Consider the following 18,833-nt stretch of genomic DNA (forward strand, 5'->3'; position numbering starts at 1 on the left):
GAGCGAGAAGTGTTGCAGGCTATTTAGCTGGTATTTATGCATCTTTATGTGCTTATCAAATATGTCATCAAAACAAGCCGATGATTCGTATTATGGAAATATCGGCTTAAACAAGATTCGGGTTATAATTAGTTTAAATTAAAAATTATATTATTCCAAGCTTTAAAACTAATAATCCATGAAATATTCATACTTATTCCTGTAAATAATGGCATTAATCCATCAATAAATCTTCATCACAACCAACTTAAGAATAGATAATACTGATAGACTGTTTTGTCAAAACAGTAATGTCCTAGCCAATGAAGCCATTGGGATGGTGCATAAAGAACGTAAATTTAGTACGCTGTCAGATGTTGAAAAAATAACCATTTCTCCAACTGAAGATTTAGCTTTTATAATGACTTTAACAGTTGAAATCGCACAAGCAGAATCAGGAATTCAAAACAATAATATAGATACTATTTCTATACTCACTACAAACTCAGATGAATCAATTAAAGGCTAGAAATGTTTTTACACTAGATCGATCAAACAAAATAAATTTCTATAAATGCGATTATTGTTTAAAAATACTTACCAATAGCTAGATAACCAACCTCGATGTAAGCATGATTATCTTAATGACATGCTATCTGACACTAGATTTGAATAGTTTAATGAGATTAAAAGAAAGATTTCGAATCTATACATCATGAAAAAAGTGACTTAAGACCCTACGAACTCCTTTTACTAGACGGATAAAAAATCTTTGTTCTATGTGCTATCATTTCATTAAATTCTTTAAATAAGCAAAAACAGGGTAATCATATAAATAGTACATATACTTTTAAGGTAAATAATGCGGTAACACCTCATTACCGCATTAATAAATTCAATGTTATAAATAACGAATTCGATTCCCACAGGGTGCACCATTATTAAAACCCTAAATCAATTTCAGAATAGACAACCTATTTATTGACAGACAACACACTAAACCCATATTTTTTAAATACGGTTTTTGCCTGACCACTTTGTAGGAATTGATAGAATTTCACTGCATTCGGATTTTTCTTGGTCAAGCCGACAGGATAAATAATCGGCGGATGGGTATTTTCAGGGAATACCCCTGCCACCACGACATCCTTGCTAATTGCGGCATCCGTTGCATAAACAATTCCCACCTGACACTCGCCACGGGCCACAAAGTTCAGTGCTGCACGGACATCTTCGGTCTCCACCAAACGTGGTTCAACCTTTTCCCACCAACCAAGTGAAGTTAAAGCCTGTTTGGCATATTTACCGACAGGAACGCTTTTAGTATCCCCTGTACAAAGTTTGCCCTGCACCACTTTGCTTGGGTCAAATTTCTGATCCATTTTAATTTTAATCGGACGGTCTTTAGGCGTAATCAATACCAGACGATTGCCCAACAAGTTAATCCGATCACCCTCTGCAACCAGTTGTTTATTCTGTAAATAATCCATCCACTGTACATCGGCAGAAATAAACACATCGGCTGGCGCGCCTGCTTCAATCTGTTTGGCCAAGGTTGAAGAACCCGCATAAGAAGTTTTAACTTCAACCTTGTTTTTCTGCTCATAAATTGCGTCAAGGTCATTAATGGCATTGGTTAAGCTGGCAGCAGCATAAACCGTCACGGCATCTGCCGCTAAAGCGTTGACACTCAGCATCAGACTGCCACTAAAAAGTGCCAGTAATAGCCCATTTTTTCTAAAGTTGATTTGCATGATTTTATCCTTTCATTTAATTCGATATATTTTTATGAATATATCGCTAGGTCGCATAATTTTGAACATCATTCATTTTTAAATGTCTTGGCTCTGCCCTTTCCTGATGCACATTATCTTGAAGTGGACAACATCTTGCGCCAGTTTTAGTGCAGGATGAGCAGTACAACGCTTTTTTGGTGCAATTTATCCATACTCCAAGCAACGATACAGCGATGAAAATCACTGCACCTCTATGTTTTCCTCTCTGCTTCAGTAGGCTTGGGTATCCATACTTTACGCTATATTTTTAAGAATATAGCGATAAAAAACATCAAATTAAAAACAAAAACGTCTATGCCTTTCATTGTTTAAATGACTGGTCATAGACGTCTTTGTCTGTGCTCTACAAAGAAATAACTCACATTGTTATTTCAGCCCAACTTAAGCAATTGACATGCCAATCCAATTAAATATTTTGATAACAACAACTTAAATTCAATGGCACATTTTTTGCTGACTTTATAGTGCTATTAAAGATATGCATCTCCATGCAGCCAACGATGCCTGCTTGCGTTTATTTGAATGGGTGAAATGAAGACACTCATTTCAAATGTTCATTCGCAATGTTGAAATAAAGGTAATGATCATGGCTGAATCAATCAAAACTGTCTGTCCCTACTGTGGTGTAGGCTGCGGCATGATTTTGCAGGTTGAAAATGGTCAGGTGGTGAAACTTGCAGGTGACAAGCAACATCCGACCAACTTTGGACGTTTATGTACCAAAGGCTCGTCGGCTGATAAAGCCTTACGCAATTCTGGGCGCATGGAAAAAGCCTATATCCGCAAGCAACGTCAGGAAGAACGTGTTGCAAGCTCGATGGATAGCGTCATTACTGAAACCGCTAAGCGTTTTCGTCAAATTATCGATCGTGATGGACCGAATGCGGTGTCATTCTACGTTTCTGGGCAAATGTCGATTGAAGCTCAATACCTGATCAATAAACTGGCCAAGGGTTTTGTCGGTACCAATAATATTGAATCCAACTCACGCCTATGTATGGCGAGTGCAGGCAGTGGCTATAAACTGTCTTTAGGTGCTGATGGCCCTCCTGGTTCATACAAGGATTTTGATCACGCCGATGTATTTTTTGTCATCGGTGCCAATATGGCAGACTGCCACCCGATTCTGTTTCTGCGCCTGATGGATCGGGTCAAGGCAGGGGCAAAACTGATTGTGGTTGACCCACGCCGTAATGCCACCGCCGATAAAGCCCATCTATTTATGCAGATCAAGCCTGGAACTGATTTGATCCTGCTCAATGGTTTACTGCATTTACTCTGGAAGAATAACCATCTCGACCATGAATTTATTCAGGATTACACCGAGGGCTGGGAACAAATGCCTGCTTTTCTGGAAGATTATCCTCCTGAATATGTCGCTGAAAAAACAGGGATTGATGAGGCTAAGATTCGTCAGGCCGCACAATGGATGGGTGAAGCCCAAGAGTTTATGACCTGCTGGACCATGGGTCTCAATCAGAGTACTCATGGCACGTGGAATACCAATGCCATCTGTAACCTGCATCTGGCAACAGGCAAAATCTGCCGTCTGGGCAGTGGTCCATTCTCCCTCACAGGTCAACCGAATGCCATGGGTGGGCGTGAAATGGGTTATATGGGACCTGGCCTCCCTGGACAACGTTCTGTATTGATTGAAAAAGATCGGGATTTTATTGAAGAATTGTGGCAAGTGCCCAAAGGCACCCTGACCACTCATCTGGGCAAAGGCACCATTGATATGTTTGAGCAGATGAAAGCGGGAGCGATTAAAGCTTGCTGGATTATCTGTACCAATCCTGTCGCGACGGTTGCCAACCGTAGTATTGTCATTGAGGGTTTGGAAAAAGCCGAGTTGGTGATTACTCAGGATGCTTTTCTGGATACTGAGACCAATAAGTATGCCGACATTATGTTACCAGGCGCACTCTGGGCAGAAGCAGAAGGCGTGATGATCAATTCTGAACGCAACATGACCCTGATGCAAAAGGCAATTGACCCACCTGGGGAGGCCTTACCTGACTGGCAAATCATTAGCCGTATTGCCTGTGAAATGGGCTATGCCCATGCCTTTACCTATAGCTCAGCATCCGACGTGTTTGATGGAATCTGTCGTTGTTCCAACCCTAAAACAGGTTATGACTTACGCGGTGCCAGCCATGCACGACTGAGGGAAACACCCCTGCAATGGCCTTGCCCACCGCTAGATACCCCACAGGGAGCCGATGACCGTCATCCAATTCGTTATTTAAATGATGGGGTCAGCCAATACCTGCTTGAAGCAGAGGAAAATAAACCCAAGCCGCGTTTAATTTTCCCAACTGAACGGGCCAAAGGCGTGTTCTTTGCACGCCCGCATTTAGACCCTGCGGAGATGCCCGACACTGATTTCCCCTTTGTCCTCAATACAGGTCGCTTGCAGCATCAATGGCATACCATGACCAAAACAGGCAAGATTGCCATGCTGAATAAGCTCAATTCAGGACCTTTTATTGAGATTCATCCTGAAGATGCGGCCAACCTGAACATTAAGGATAAACAACCTATCGAAATCCGTTCACGTCGTGGTAAGGCTGTTTTACCAGCGGTAATCACTGATCGCGTTTTGGCAGGCAACTGCTTTGCCCCTTTCCACTGGAATGATTTTTTTGGTGAAGATTTAGCGATCAATGCCGTGACCAACGATGCCATCGACCCAATCTCGCAACAGCCTGAATTTAAGATCTGTGCGGTGTCGTTAGCACCTGTTGCTGCAACAGAAACACTCCTCTTTGCAGATGCATTGAACCAGCAAAAACCGATTCCGCAAGATCAATCCACACCAGCAAACTCCATTGCAATACCTGAAATCGCACAAGGTACAGAGATGTCACAGATCAATATTTTCGCCCAAATGACGGGTATTGAGACAATCAGCACACCACCGCTCAATGATGCTGAAAAGATTTATCTGACAGGTTTTATGGCAGCGTTGCAAAACCTCCCTTCGCAGTCAGGTCATCTGCCAACCTTGCCACCCAATGCTCCGATTTCAGAACAGGGCAAGCTCTGGCTGAATGGTCTGCTGGCAGGCTTATATGTACGCGCACCACTGGACTACGCTACATCGAATCATGCAACCCCAGCATTGACCAGTTCAGATACAAGCGCGCTCAGCTTGCCTCAAAGCACTGAACCCGCAAAACCGAAAGTCACCCTAATCTGGGCTTCACAAACAGGCAATAGTGAAACACTGGCAGAAAATTTCGTCCAAAAAATCAAGCACGCTGGTTATGAGGTCAATTTTCAGGAGATGTCAAACTTTAGCGTCGATCAACTGGAAAAAACTGATCATCTGCTGTGTATCAGTAGTACCTTTGGCGATGGCGATGCGCCTGATAATGGACAGAACTTCTGGAATGATCTGAATAGTAAAGAGATTAAACTCAACCACGTGAAATACAGTGTATTGGCATTGGGTGACCCAAACTACGACCAGTTCTGTGGTCATGGCAAACGTCTGGATGAAAAGCTGGCAGCGCTGGGTGCCAACCCAATATTGGCACGTAGTGACTGCGACACCGACTTTGAGGAAAAAGCCGAACAATGGCTGAATAGCATTCTGGCAAAACTCAATAGCGCATCCACTGATACAGAACAGGAAGCACCGCCTGAAGTCACCTTGCTCTGGGCATCACAAACGGGCAATAGTGAAACACTGGCGGAATCATTTGCTGAGAAAATCAAACAAGCGGGTTGTCAGGTTAATGTTCAGGAAATGAACAGTTTCTCTATCACTGAATTAAATAAAACCCAAAACTTACTCTGTATCAGCAGTACTTTTGGCGATGGTGATGCGCCTGATAATGGGCAAAATTTCTGGAATGACTTAAGCAGTAAAGCAGACATTAAACTGGATCACCTGAATTATAGTGTGCTGGCGTTGGGTGATCCGAACTATGACCAATTCTGCGGTCATGGTAAAAAACTCGATCAAAAACTGGCAGAACTGGGCGCATCACGGATTTTTGACCGTATTGACTGCGCTACCGATTTTCAGGAAAAAGCGGAACAATGGTTAGGTACTGTTCTTGGCAAACTAGCGGAATCGGCCAAAATCAAGGCTAAACCCTCACCGCTTAAACCCCAGAAGCCAGACCTGACTGCACCAAGCAAAGCCAGTCCGTTTCAGTCTCGTCTGCTGCAAAATGTACGCCTGAATCATGAGCACTCTAACAAGGATATTCGCCTGTTTGCCTTTGATATTGAGGACTCAGGAATCAGTTATGAAGCAGGTGATGCACTCGGAGTCTGGGCAAAAAATTGCCCTGAACTGGTCAATGAACTACTCAGCGTCACCAAACTGGATGGGGATAGCCCTGTTTCGATGGTGGATTTAAAAGGCATGACATTGCGTCAAGCCCTGACCGAACGCTTTGAAATTGCCAAACCACAACTCAATGCGCTAAAACTGATTGCGACCAAAGGTGCTTATCAAAAGCTACAGGACTTGCTGGATTATCCAGATAAAAATGAACTGAAAAAATGGCTATGGGGTAAACAACTGGTTGACGTTTTATATGAATTTCCAGTCAAACTGTCGGTTAGTGGACTCATCAGTATTCTGGCTAAACTACAACCACGACTATATTCAATCGCATCCAGTCCGAAAGCCTACCCTACCCAAATCCATCTTACGGTTTCCGCAGTGCGTTATGATTATCAGGGCAATGCGCGAAAAGGAGTATCCTCAACCTTTTTGGCTGATCGTGCCGAGCAAGGTCAGATTGGAATTTTTGTACAAAAATCAGCATCGTTCCATCCACCTGCCGATGCAGACATTCCCTTGATCATGGTTGGGCCAGGTACAGGCATTGCCCCTTTCCGTGGCTTTTTACAGGAACGTCAGGCTTTAGATCAACCAAGTAAAAACTGGTTATTCTTTGGCGAGCAAAAATCCACTACCGATTTTTACTATCAGGATGAACTGACAAAATTCCAGCAAGATGGTGTGTTAACCCGTTTAGACCTTGCCTTTTCGCGTGATCAGGAACAGAAAATCTATGTGCAGGATCGGATGCGTGAGCATGGTGCGGAGTTATGGCAATGGCTGGAACAAGGCGCATACTTCTGCATCTGCGGTGATGCCAGCCGTATGGCAAAAGATGTGGATGCTGCACTAAAAGAAATCATTGTACAACATGGCAATCAGTCGGCAGAGCAAGCCAGTGAATATGTCGCCAGTATGAGCCGTGATAAACGTTATTTACGCGATGTATATTAACCCCCATTCATTTGCAAAAAGTGGAACCACCGATTCGCTTAACCCTAACTGATCTAATGTTCTAAGGGAGAATGATGTAGTCATTCATAAATGGATTTTCTAGAAATTCACCTTGCACAAATGACAGGTAATGTTGCTCGATAGATGCTATTTCCAGACAATCATCCAAATCAATGACAGCATCGGTATGTGGTTTAAACCAATGCTTTTCGATTGCCAATTTTCCCTGTGCCTTGGCATCTGCCTTGTCTTTGCCTGCAACCACCAAGTACTTATAGGTTTCGCCAAACTCAGTGGGAAGATAAGCGCCTAGATTAATTAAATAGGGTTTGAGTTCAGAGGGCGATGCCTCCTGACTGATGACAAGTTGGTAAGATTGATCGTGGTAGATCGTCCCCTGAATTTTCAACCATCCGTCAATATGCAGTCCTTGTGACTTGCCAAACCATTGTTGCTTTAGATAGGGATAAGCTTCTGTTAGATCACTGCAAATCACAGGGATGACATCATGTACCTCAACATTGGCTTGTTCATGCTTGCCACCCAGTAGTACCAGATACAATGATTTCATTTCAATATCCAAAAACAGAAAACATGATTCAATGAGTTAAATTAACCATAAGGTAAAATAATATACAATATTTTAATCTGAGTTCGAGATAAAATCCTTGATGAAATATGATACTCGAGAACGCTATTTTAATCTTTTATGCTGAGTACTGAGAGTAAAGAATAGAAATTGGCATTATGAAAAACTGATAAAAACAACTAATTGCCATGTAACAGGGAAAACAGTCCCAAAAGCAATAATAACAAGATTGCGGATACCGTTTTCCAAAATAAAATAGGGTTCTTGTCTGCAAATGATTTTCGCTGTGGCTGGATGAATTGCGGATTTGGATAATTTAGATCATAAATAAATTCTGAAATGTCAGCATAACGCTGTTCGGGATCAGGCTGAACCGCCTTTTCCAAAGCTAGATCAACCCAGACTGGAATATCTTTTCGATACTCAAAGACCGAAAAATAATGCAGCTTTCTCAAATCCTTTCTGGATTTACACTTGGCAATATTGGTCTGGTAAGGTAAATCCCCAGTCAATAAATAATAAGTCAATACGGCAAGCGAATATTGGTCTGATCGGGTTGACACAGCTTCCAGTAAAAAATATTCAGGTGCCATATAGGCTAGCGTTCCCAAGGCAGCATCCTGTATTTCCCGTTTCATTTCACGAATGCCTGCAACACGACAAGCCCCAAAATCAATGATTTTTACCGTTCCAAAGCGATCCAGCATAATATTTTCTGGGCGAATATCCTGATGCAACATTTCCAGTCGATGCATTGCCTGTAAACCCTTGGCAACCTGCGCAATAATTTGACGCACTTGATCCAGTGTAATCTGTTGTTGCTGATCAAGCATCCATTGCTTTAAGGTCTGTCCCTCAATATAGTGCATGGTATGGTAAATATAATGTCTTGGTCGGGTTTGAGGATAGGCGCTCAATACATGAGGACTATGAATCCGCTTGGCAATCCATTCTTCCAGTAAAAACTGTTCTGCTAAATAAGGGTCATGTTGCACCTCAGAGGCAGGCACTTTGATTACCAGTAACTGTTGCTGATCTATTTCATGCGCCAAATATAAAATACTACGGTGGCTGGCATGGATTTCCCGAAGCAGTTGATAACCATCAAATTGCATCGGCACGTTTAACGCTGGTACAAAAGCCAATTGTGCATATTCAGGCAGAATATCCTGTGCTTCAATTTGAGGCAGTTTTTGCACTTGAATAATCTGAATGGTCAGGTTGTCGGCACTGCCCTGCTGATAGGCATGTTCCACAATGTGCTGAGCAATTTGATCTAAACTGGTATTTGTTTGAGTTAAAAACTGAATCAGTTGCGCTTGTGGACAATATTCATACACCCCATCGGTCATCAAAATAAAAATATCGCCCTCATATAGGGCATAGTTTTGATAATCAATCTCTACCTTGGCATTGACACCCAAGGCTCGGCTTAAATAGCTTTCTTGTGATGATAACCAAATCCGATGATCTGTAGTCAGTTGTTCCAATTGACCCGATTGCAGCCGATAAATTCGACTGTCGCCGACATGAAATAAATGGGCAATCTGCCCTTTCAGCACCATGGCACTCAAGGTACAGACATAACCACGATCTTTGTCAAAACGATATTGGCTCTGTTGAGTCTGCGCATAAAGCCAGCTATTGATTGCAGTCAGCACGCGTTCCACCGAAGTTTTGACTGTCCATGTTTCAGGTGTGGAAAAGTAGTCTGATAGCAGTCCCGTGACTGCGGTTTGACTGGCAATATGACTAACGTTACTGCTGCTAATGCCATCCGCCAAGGCAAATGCCATTCCCTTATGCTGCAATAGATAGTTTTGCGGTAAAGTTGCGGCATAGAAATCTTGATTGAGCTTTTTACGACCTTGATGAGAATACTGCCCCAGTTCAACTTGTAATTGTTGTGTCATTTTTATCTCAGTATTTAGAGGTAATCCTCATGAAACTCAATACCAGATCATCTGTATCCAAACATCTCATCTGGAATATGATACGCGGAAACGTCATCCGCAACCTGCGGGGTATAAACAAAGTAATGTCTTTGCAATAACATTAAATAAATGCAAAAAGTGAACAGGTTTTGCGGATGACAATGCCTTTGGTTACTTTGGGCGAAACCAAAGTAACTTGCCAAAGGCATATCCTAAAACTTGATGAGAACTCGGCAAGACTCCGCTTTCATCTAAATGCATTTCGATAAGCTAAAAACCTAAACATGATTTATATTTTAAAAATTTAAAATGTGCGCTTTGGCGCTGTTTTTACATGCGTGGTATATAAAGCAAGACCAGTCAAAGCCAAACCACCCACTAAATTACCCAATGCGACTGGAATTTCATTCCACAGGAAATAATCCATAATTGAAAAATCACCACCCATCATCATGGCGAATGGGAACAGGAACATATTCACCACTGAATGTTCAAAGCCCATAGCAAAAAACAGCATCACAGGCATCCACATGGCAATGAATTTACCACTCACCGAAGTTGAGATCATCGCGCCAATCACCCCGAGTGAAACCATCCAGTTACACAGCATGCCGCGAATAAAAATCGTCATCCAGCCACCAAAGCCATATTCTTTATAACCAATGGTTCGATTTTCACCGATATGCGCAATTTTATTACCAATTTCATTCGGCTCAGTAGAGAACCCATAGGTATAGACGACTGCCATCAACACGGCAACGGTTAATGCACCCGCGAAATTGCCTAAAAATACCAAACCCCAATGTTTCAGGATTCTTGGAATGGTCACGCCTGGGCGCTTGTCAATCCATGCCAGTGGTGTTAACACAAAAACGCCTGTTAATAAGTCATATCCCAGTAAATACAGCATACAAAAACCAACAGGAAACAATAATGCACCAATTAAAGGCACACCCGTTTGAATCCCGATGGTGACTGCGAATACGGCAGCAATCGCTAAAATCGCCCCTGCCATATAGGCCCGAATGACCACATCTCGTGTTGCCATATGCAATTTTGATTCACCTGCATCGACAACCTTGACTGCAAACTCAGATGGCGCAATATACGACATAAACAATCCCCCTTGCTTCCTAAAAAATTCTTATAAAAAAGACCTAAAGCATGTTTCAGCTTTAGGCCCCTTTGCCTATACAACATCAGTGATTTATGAAATAGGCATCTTTGCCTGTATCTGAGTATTAAAAAGCAAATACCATGCCAAAAATTAATATAAAAACTTAAACATTCTTATTCTTTTAAGAATATCAACTCTATTCTTGGACTTGATATTTAACCAGTTAAAAAAACAGAGCTATTCAATTGCTCCGTTTTTTTAATTTATAAGAATCAATCCATCATCCCCACTGGATTGATTCTTCTTATTCTTGAGGCCAACTCTTTTAAGGCATAATTGGTTGTGATGACCAGCATAAAACCAATGATAAACGAGCCAGCCACATCAAATGGAAAATGCACACCCACAAAAACTCTTGATAGTCCGACAACCAGACTGAGTGCCAAGCCAACCATTCCAATCTTTTTAAAGCCTGCAAACCAATATGAAAAGCCAATGATCACGACAGTCAAGGTATGCTGACTTGGAAATGAAGACGTTGCTCCATGTCCAATCAGTTTATCCCCTAAACCAATTTGAAACGGTCGCGGATGATGATAAAAGAATTCAACGACATCACTTAAAATTAATGAAAATAAAACGATAACCAATGTCTTTACAAATATAAGGCTATAGGTTTTCCATTGAATGGCAACTAAAAACAGGAGAAAACTAATAAAAACCGTATTTAGGTCATCCGCTAAAAAAATGACTATTTTATCTAAAAATGGATATTCTTTAGCGAAAGAGTTAATACAGTGAAATAAAAAAATATTCAAATCTTTAAAAATCATTTCCGTTTCTATCCAGATTATCCATAATAGATGAATGCGCACAATATACAGGATAAAGATGAAAAATTTATTAATTTCTATAATACTTTCTGATTATTTTACCTAAAGTTTCAGTCCAGTTTCTTTTTGAAATCCTCCTAAGCTTATGTTCTGATAACCACAAATAAATAGGGTAAATTTACCCTATTTATTCAGATTTTCTTGATCTTTAGAATTTAAATTCCAAACCGCTTCCGACCACAGGTTGCTTGTCTTCGGCACTTTCCTGTTCAAAAGTTGAGTAGCCTGCATAAGCATAGGCTTTCACCTGTTTGCTAAATGAATAATCGCTGCCTATAAGCAACTGTCTGGCCTCAAAATCCGCTTCTCCGTTTTTAAAACTAGTGGAGTTTTCACTATATTGCGCTTTCACAACCCATTTTGATTGATGAGGGAATTTATATTCAGCCCCAATCAGCCAGCCCTGCGAATCATCAATATTGACCGCAGCATCATCATTGCCCTGCTGATCTGCAACCTTAGAAGTTTGGTATAAGGTTTTTAGGGCCAAGCCCTCTACTGGGGTTAAACGACCAATCAAACGTAGTGTATTGGCTGCTGCAAAAACCTCATCAACCTGGGTTTCAGTATCTTTGGCGTTCAGTAATCCATGGCCTAAAAAATCACTGGGTATCGCCTTATCATAGGCAATGCCGACAAGAAACAATGGATGGGCATAACTCAGCGAAGCAGACCATGCATCGCCCAGACCTCCACCAGCGGTATTCACTCCACCACGGCCATCATCCTTAATTTGACCACCCTCTCCTGTTGCAAGCAAGACACTGGTTTCCAAGTTGCCACCTTTCAGCTCAATTTCAGGAGAGTCATACACAACGACATTGTTGACACGGTTTTCACCCGTCATGATTCCTGTTACATCGGCCTTGTTGCCAATATAGTTGTTGAAGCTGTCTACTGGGCTCGACAATTCTTTTAATGGCGTATTATGTTTACCAATTTTGATGACCCCAAAACGTTCATCCTTTAATCCCACAAAACGATTACGTTGCGACCAGTCCGTTTTATCTCCATCCGCATAAAATGCCCATTCTGCCAAATAAATGGCACTGAGGTTTTTAGTTAACCTTTCCTCCCCCTTGATGCCCAGAAAGGAACTATTGCTACTCACTTTCCATACATCACGATCCGCCACATGCGCATTGTTTTCAGGTAAATAATCTAAACTTGCATCAATCTCGCCATAAATCTTTGGAGCTGCGAACGTTGAACTCGCCATAATACTCAACATTGTTGCAAAGGCAATTTTTATCTTCACTTTGTTTTTCCTAACCGTATAAAAAGTCAAAACATCCCTATTCCGTTTGCTAAAAACGAAAATGAACAGTTCAATCTGGAATAATTAAAAGAAAATGCTTTTATATGCTTAGGTCTATAAAAGCATCATGATGGATCTATGTTTTATATGTGGTAAAACGGAAACACACCAAAGACCAAGGCACTACCCATCAATACACAACAGGTAATAAACGCCCACTTTAAGGTAAATTTCTGATGATCTGCCAATTCAACCGATGCCAAACCACATAACAGATAAGTCGAGGGCACCAATGGCGACAGCAGGTGAATCGGCTGACCAATAATAGAGGCACGCGCAACCTCAACAGGACTGATGCCGTAATGGGAAGCTGCCTCGGCAAGAATCGGTAAAACACCAAAATAAAAGGCATCATTCGACATAAAGAATGTCAATGGCATGCTCAATAGCCCCGTAATCGGCGCCATATAGGGTCCCATGCTGGTTGGAATCAGGGCTACGAATTCCTTGGACATTGCCTCCACCATGCCCGTTCCAGACAAAATACCCGTAAACACACCCGCAGCAAAAATAACTCCAACCACTGCCAGCACGCTGTCCGCATGGGTAGCGATACGCTTTTTCTGCATATTGACACATGGATAATTCACGACCAGCGCGATACAGAAACCCAGCATAAATAAAATGGACATGGGTAAAAAGCCTTTCACCAAACATGCCATCAGGACTAAAGTGAGAATTGCATTAAACCAGCGTAAATGCGGACGCTGGGCCTCAACATCCTTTGAAATAGAAATGTTTTCAGCATGGCTAATATCGATCAGCTCAACAATGCCTAGACGCTTACGTTCATACATGCCATAAAGATAGGCAAGAAAGAATAGCCATGCCGCAGCAATAATCATGGATGGAATCATAGGAATAAACACTTCACTTGCATCCACCTGAAGTGCGCTGGCTGCACGTGCTGTAGGCCCGCCCCACGGGGTGAGGTTCATTACACCACTACACAACAGCATCAGGCAGGTCATGATCAGTGGATTCATCCCCACACGCTTATACAACGGCATCATTGCCGCCACACAAATCATGTAAGTGGTTGAGCCATCACCATCCAGTGACACCAAAAAGGTTAAAAACACCGTTCCCAAGGTGATCTTTAATGGATCTCCCTTTACCTTTTTCAGAATCCACCGAACGGATGGGTCAAACAGGCCCGAGTCAATCATGATTGCAAAATACAGGATTGCAAAAAGAAGCATCACACCTGTTGGAGCAAGCTTCTTGATTCCCTCCAGCATATTATTGCCAAGGTCAACCAAGTGAATATGACTTAAACTTTCGAAGTAAAAACCTAATCCCCAGGCGATAATCGCAAACAGGAATGGGATTAAAATTAATGCAACTAATGCACTAAGACGTTTTGACATGATCAAATACATAAAGCACAAGATCATGCTTATACCTAAAAAAGTAAGCATTTTAAGCAATCCTTAGCATAATAAATTATTGTGGTTGATTTCCTAAACCACGCCAGATTCTATGCGATGTAGTGCTGAACACCCCATTTAATTTAATTATACTGACACGCCAATCATTCACATGAAAAATAAAATAAATACCTATACCATCAATTATTTGATTTTTAATAAATTTTCAAAATACTAAATGAGACACCATGACTATGCATCAAAATAAAATATATAAATAATACCTATTTAAGATAAAAATGTTTCATATTCATCCCCTATAAGGTTATAAATTAAGCACAAGTATGATTATTTACTCATCAAAATCAACTTATATATGATTTTTTCAGCAACATATAAATTTAACTTTATTAAAAACTAGGAATATCACTTAAATATTTTCTTATAATAAAAACACATTATCTGGATATTATTTTTAGCTATATATTTATGGATATTTAAATAGAAATATTATTTTAGTTAAATCCTATAAACTTTATTTTTCAAACAATTATAGAATTCCCTCTGTTATAACGGATCGAATTCTGGATTTTTCACCTATCTCTAGCCTTAAATTCCATGTAATTTTGATGCGCTATCTACAGACTGTTTGGGACAACTGAAATATAATCATTCAATCATTGCTTATTGACTCGTTTTAACATTAACTCGTAAACAAAAGATTTGCCCAACAAAAAAATATGGAAAGTGCAACAATGAAATTTTCAAACCTACAGAACGATGAAAGTTCCGCCACTGAACAGATGCAACTGATCTTTAGCCAACAACGGGCAAATTTCGATGCTGAGCCTTATCCCGACCTAGAATCAAGACGCACCAAGTTATTTAAACTCAAAAAACAAATTATCCGTTATCAAGACGTCATCGCGGCAGCCATCAACACGGACTTTAGTTCACGGTCCATAGATGAATCCAAACTGCTGGACTTACTTGGTTCAGTTCTGGAAGCTGAACATGCCATACGCCACCTACGCCGCTGGATGCGTCCAAGCAAGCGCAGTACCGAATTACTGTTTTTATCCAATCGTTTACGTGTGCAATATCAGCCCAAAGGTTTGGTGGGTGTGGTTGTACCCTGGAATTTTCCCGTTTATCTGGCACTAGGTCCATTGGTTGCAGCGCTTGCCGCAGGTAATCGAGTGATGATCAAACTGCCAGAAGTGACTCCTGCCACCAATGCCGTGGTAAAGCGCATGCTGGGTGAAATTTTCAAAGAGGATGAAGTTGCCGTGTTTGGCGAGGAAATTACTGACCCAGCACAATTTACCTCATTACCATTTAACCATATTGTCTTTACAGGCTCTCCTGCAATTGGGCGTGTGGTCATGCGTGCGGCGGCAGAAAACCTAACCCCAGTTACCCTTGAGCTTGGCGGAAAGTCCCCCGCCTTGGTCAGTCGTCATTATCCTTTAGCCGATGCTGCTAAACGAGTTCTGCATGGCAAGGCAACCAACTGCGGTCAAATTTGTGTTGCGCCAGACTACGCACTGGTTCCAAAAGAGAAAATTGATGAATTTGTAGAAGAATGCAAATCCAATTTCGCCGCCATGTATGGCAACAATATCAGCAACAACACAAATTACACCTCTATCGTCAATGATCGTCATTTGCAACGTCTTCAGGAAATACTGGAAGATGCAAAACAAAACGGCGCTCAAATTATTGCCTGTGGTGAATATAATCCTGAGCAGGATGCCCGCCGCATGCCTGTGCATATTGTGCTGAACTGTACGCCACAGATGCGGATTATGAAAGAAGAACTGTTTGGCCCAATCTTACCGATCGTGGCCTATGACACACTGGACGATGCGATCAATTTTATTAAGGCGGGCGAACGACCATTGGCACTGTATTGCTTTACGCATGATGCCAATGAACGTGACCATATCCTGAAAAACACCCATTCTGGCGGTGTGACCATCAATGACTGGGGCTGGCATGTGGTGAACCATGATGCACCTTTTGGTGGTATTGGAAATTCGGGAATGGGAACCTATCATGGTGAAGAGGGTTTCCGTGAACTTTCACATGCCAAAACCGTCTTTATTCGTCACCGCTTCTTCCCGACCCAATTGTTCTACCCACCTTATGGCACCTGGGTACAAAAACTTGCCTTACGCTTCTTCCTAAAACAGGGTGATCCAAACCTAAAATAAAAGTTATTTTGCAGACGCACTCGAAAATACATGGATTTTAACATCCATGTATTTTCTACCCATCACCCAGATAAATTTTATAAGTAAAAATTGTCCCTAAATTTTATTTAGTATTTAAAATTTAACTATTCATTTAAAAATCACTTCAGATTTCTATTTTTAAAAAGCTGAAACATCAATAAAAATCCTAGTTTTTACAAAAAATCCTTGACCTTACAAAATTTTTTTTTAGTAAAAATGCAAAAAATTGACCTTACCATCTTAAAGTAATAGTTTATATTTTTCATCACATTATTAATAAAAACACAGATGTATATTAAATTTTATAGCATTTTTTTTGTCCAATTTCATGTAATCAATCGTACTGACTAGTTCATTTAGAACATTTACTCTTATTTTAATTATGGTATTTTTGTTACATGAAGTTATAGCCAATCATAGCTTCGTCAATACTTAGAATCTTGAAGTTCAAGGAAAGATTTAAAATGAAATTAAAATATCTTAGCACTGCCATGATCTTAGCGACGCTACCTGCAACTGGAGCTTTTGCAGCAGCATTGGATCGTTCAGGTCAGTCAATGTCTGCTTTTTTCCAACCAGGAAATTATTTTGAAGCTGGTATTTCGGTTCTAGATCCAACAGTAAAAGGCAAAGAAGCTGGCGAATCGCTTCAACCACACCGTGATATTGGTGATATGGCTGATGACTATTATTTTCCAAGCGCTGCCTTAAAATTACAGGTTACTGACCAGTTTTCATTTGGCTTGCTTTATGACCAGCCATTTGGTGCAAAAGCTGCTTACTCAGGTCAAAACGTTTTCGTAGGTAGTGCAGATGACAAGGTTCTACCACAAGCTCGTTTAGATGCAATGGCGACTGACAAAATCAATGGGACAGTGAATGCACTACTAGGTGACACTTTACCTGCTGGTCATCCATTGGCAGCCCAACAACAACAGATACGTGCATTACAGGCAGCAGGTACAACCCAGGCAATTCAACAATTTGCAAATACTAGCCTAGGTGGAAATACCACTTTGGCTCAGCAAATGTATGATAACAATATTGCACCTGTTGCTGGCGGTCCGACATTAAAACAGATTATTGACCCAGCAGTAGCGACTCAAGTAAAAACCAATGTAACAAGCAATGTGACCGCACAGGTTAAAGGGGCTATTGCAGGGGTAAATAAATTATTACCAGGTCAAGGTGGAACTAACGTCGAAGTTGACAGCCAGAACATTGCTTTCGTCTTTGGTTTCCAGCCAATTAAAAACATTAACCTGTTTGCAGGTGGTGTGTATCAAACCATCAAGGGCGATGTTAGCTTACGCGGTACAGCCTATAGCGTTTTTAATGGTTATGATGCACATATCAAGGAAACTGGCGGTGCAGGCTGGTTGGTTGGTGCGGCTTACCAAATTCCTGAAATTGCATTAAAGGCATCAATCACCTACCGTTCAGAAATCGACCATGATGTAAACATTAAGGAAAATATTTCTGCATTAGATGCCCTTTCTTTGTTGTATCCAACACCAGAAGCAGGTTTGGCCCGTGCCAAAGCAATTCGTGATGACAACAATAAAGACACAACCATTACCACCCCTCAATCAGTCAACCTGGATTTCCAGACAGGGATCATGGCAAACACCGTTGCCTTTGCCAACGTACGCTGGGTAAACTGGAAAGACTTCGCTATTCAACCGTATCAGTTTGGTCTATTCTCTAAAGAAGTTGGTCCTGCGGTTAGCCGTCCAAATGGTTTCAACCTAGTTGAATATTCTGATGACCAATGGTCAGTCAACGCGGGTGTTGGACGCAAGCTTAACGAACAATGGGCAGGTAACGTTTCTGTAGGCTGGGATTCTGGTGCAGGCAACCCGATCACCACTCTAGGTCCAACAGAAGGTTACTGGAACCTTGGTCTTGGTGTTCAATACAGTCCTACTCCAGCAACCTTTATTGCGGGTGGCGTGAAATATTTCTGGTTGGGTGATGCCAAGGCTCAAACAGGTGCTCAGGCGGGTGAAGATCGATATATCGCATCGTTTGAAGATAACAATGCAATCGCTTATGGCTTGAAAATTGGTTACCGTTTCTAATCAGTTTTTATGAAAAAAAAGACCGTCTTATGATGGTCTTTTTTTTCGCAAACGTTTTTCAACTTAATGATCAAAATAACATTTAAGCATTTAAATTCCATTCATGGAAATACTCTTTATCTCACACAGCTTTACCAAACAATGAATATAGGTACATATAACTCAAGTAGTTTTCATGACTTTATCAGTTCATTTATGGACATTTGTAAAAATATTTTGGTGAGCAAAAATTATGTTAATTTTCGCGCCATTCTTGTTA

General features: G+C 41.2%; 11 protein-coding genes and 1 pseudogene. 5 read left to right on the forward strand and 7 right to left on the reverse strand.

Annotated elements, in window-relative coordinates:
- Together QTA56_RS16220 and QTA56_RS16225 are read left to right on the forward strand one after the other, a co-directional pair.
- A pseudogene (locus tag QTA56_RS16220) lies at window positions 1-110 on the forward strand (IS982 family transposase); the annotation flags it as partial.
- A gap of 206 nt (window positions 111-316) precedes the next feature.
- Window positions 317-508 carry a hypothetical protein gene (locus tag QTA56_RS16225; protein WP_267982028.1) on the forward strand — a complete coding sequence of 64 codons (192 nt, stop codon included), beginning with the start codon at window positions 317-319 and terminating at the stop codon, window positions 506-508.
- A 445-nt stretch (window positions 509-953) separates the two neighbouring features.
- Here QTA56_RS16225 and modA read toward each other — a convergent pair whose 3' ends face one another.
- On the reverse strand, window positions 954-1,676 hold the full coding sequence (modA, locus tag QTA56_RS16230) for a molybdate ABC transporter substrate-binding protein (protein WP_267982105.1): 723 nt from the start codon (window positions 1,674-1,676) through the stop codon (window positions 954-956).
- A gap of 685 nt (window positions 1,677-2,361) precedes the next feature.
- Between modA and QTA56_RS16235 the strand changes: the two genes are divergently transcribed.
- Entirely contained in the window at window positions 2,362-7,035 is a 4,674-nt protein-coding gene (locus tag QTA56_RS16235) for a molybdopterin-dependent oxidoreductase (protein WP_267982029.1), read from the forward strand.
- 61 nt (window positions 7,036-7,096) lie between these two features.
- On the opposite strand, the gene QTA56_RS16240 is transcribed toward QTA56_RS16235, so the two are convergent.
- The 6 genes from QTA56_RS16240 to QTA56_RS16265 all read right to left on the reverse strand — a co-directional run bounded on the left by QTA56_RS16240 (window position 7,097) and on the right by QTA56_RS16265 (window position 14,307).
- Window positions 7,097-7,606 (reverse strand): DUF1543 domain-containing protein, encoded by a 510-nt coding sequence (locus QTA56_RS16240; RefSeq protein ID WP_267982030.1) that lies wholly within the window; start codon window positions 7,604-7,606, stop codon window positions 7,097-7,099.
- A 197-nt stretch (window positions 7,607-7,803) separates the two neighbouring features.
- The gene (locus QTA56_RS16245) at window positions 7,804-9,537 is read right to left on the reverse strand and encodes a bifunctional protein-serine/threonine kinase/phosphatase (RefSeq protein WP_267982031.1); all 1,734 of its coding nucleotides are present in this window, start codon (window positions 9,535-9,537) and stop codon (window positions 7,804-7,806) included.
- A 325-nt stretch (window positions 9,538-9,862) separates the two neighbouring features.
- Window positions 9,863-10,672: a formate/nitrite transporter family protein gene (locus QTA56_RS16250; RefSeq protein ID WP_267982032.1), complete on the reverse strand. Its 810-nt coding sequence runs from the start codon at window positions 10,670-10,672 to the stop codon at window positions 9,863-9,865.
- Between the two features lie 275 nt (window positions 10,673-10,947).
- Window positions 10,948-11,508 carry a phosphatase PAP2 family protein gene (locus QTA56_RS16255; protein ID WP_267982033.1) on the reverse strand — a complete coding sequence of 187 codons (561 nt, stop codon included), beginning with the start codon at window positions 11,506-11,508 and terminating at the stop codon, window positions 10,948-10,950.
- Between the two features lie 208 nt (window positions 11,509-11,716).
- Window positions 11,717-12,826, reverse strand: a complete 1,110-nt coding sequence (locus tag QTA56_RS16260; RefSeq protein WP_267982034.1) for a porin — start codon at window positions 12,824-12,826, stop codon at window positions 11,717-11,719.
- A gap of 143 nt (window positions 12,827-12,969) precedes the next feature.
- Window positions 12,970-14,307 (reverse strand): CitMHS family transporter, encoded by a 1,338-nt coding sequence (locus QTA56_RS16265; protein ID WP_267982035.1) that lies wholly within the window; start codon window positions 14,305-14,307, stop codon window positions 12,970-12,972.
- Window positions 14,308-15,011: 704 nt separating this feature from the next.
- Between QTA56_RS16265 and QTA56_RS16270 the strand changes: the two genes are divergently transcribed.
- Both QTA56_RS16270 and QTA56_RS16275 read left to right on the forward strand, forming a co-directional pair.
- Window positions 15,012-16,472 (forward strand): coniferyl aldehyde dehydrogenase, encoded by a 1,461-nt coding sequence (locus QTA56_RS16270; protein WP_267982036.1) that lies wholly within the window; start codon window positions 15,012-15,014, stop codon window positions 16,470-16,472.
- Between the two features lie 485 nt (window positions 16,473-16,957).
- The gene (locus tag QTA56_RS16275) at window positions 16,958-18,574 is read left to right on the forward strand and encodes a long-chain fatty acid transporter (RefSeq protein ID WP_267982037.1); all 1,617 of its coding nucleotides are present in this window, start codon (window positions 16,958-16,960) and stop codon (window positions 18,572-18,574) included.
- Window positions 18,575-18,833 lie beyond the last annotated feature (259 nt).

Origin of the sequence: Acinetobacter thutiue (assembly GCF_030385805.1) — a bacterium.
In the GTDB taxonomy this organism is placed as follows: domain Bacteria; phylum Pseudomonadota; class Gammaproteobacteria; order Pseudomonadales; family Moraxellaceae; genus Acinetobacter; species Acinetobacter corruptisaponis.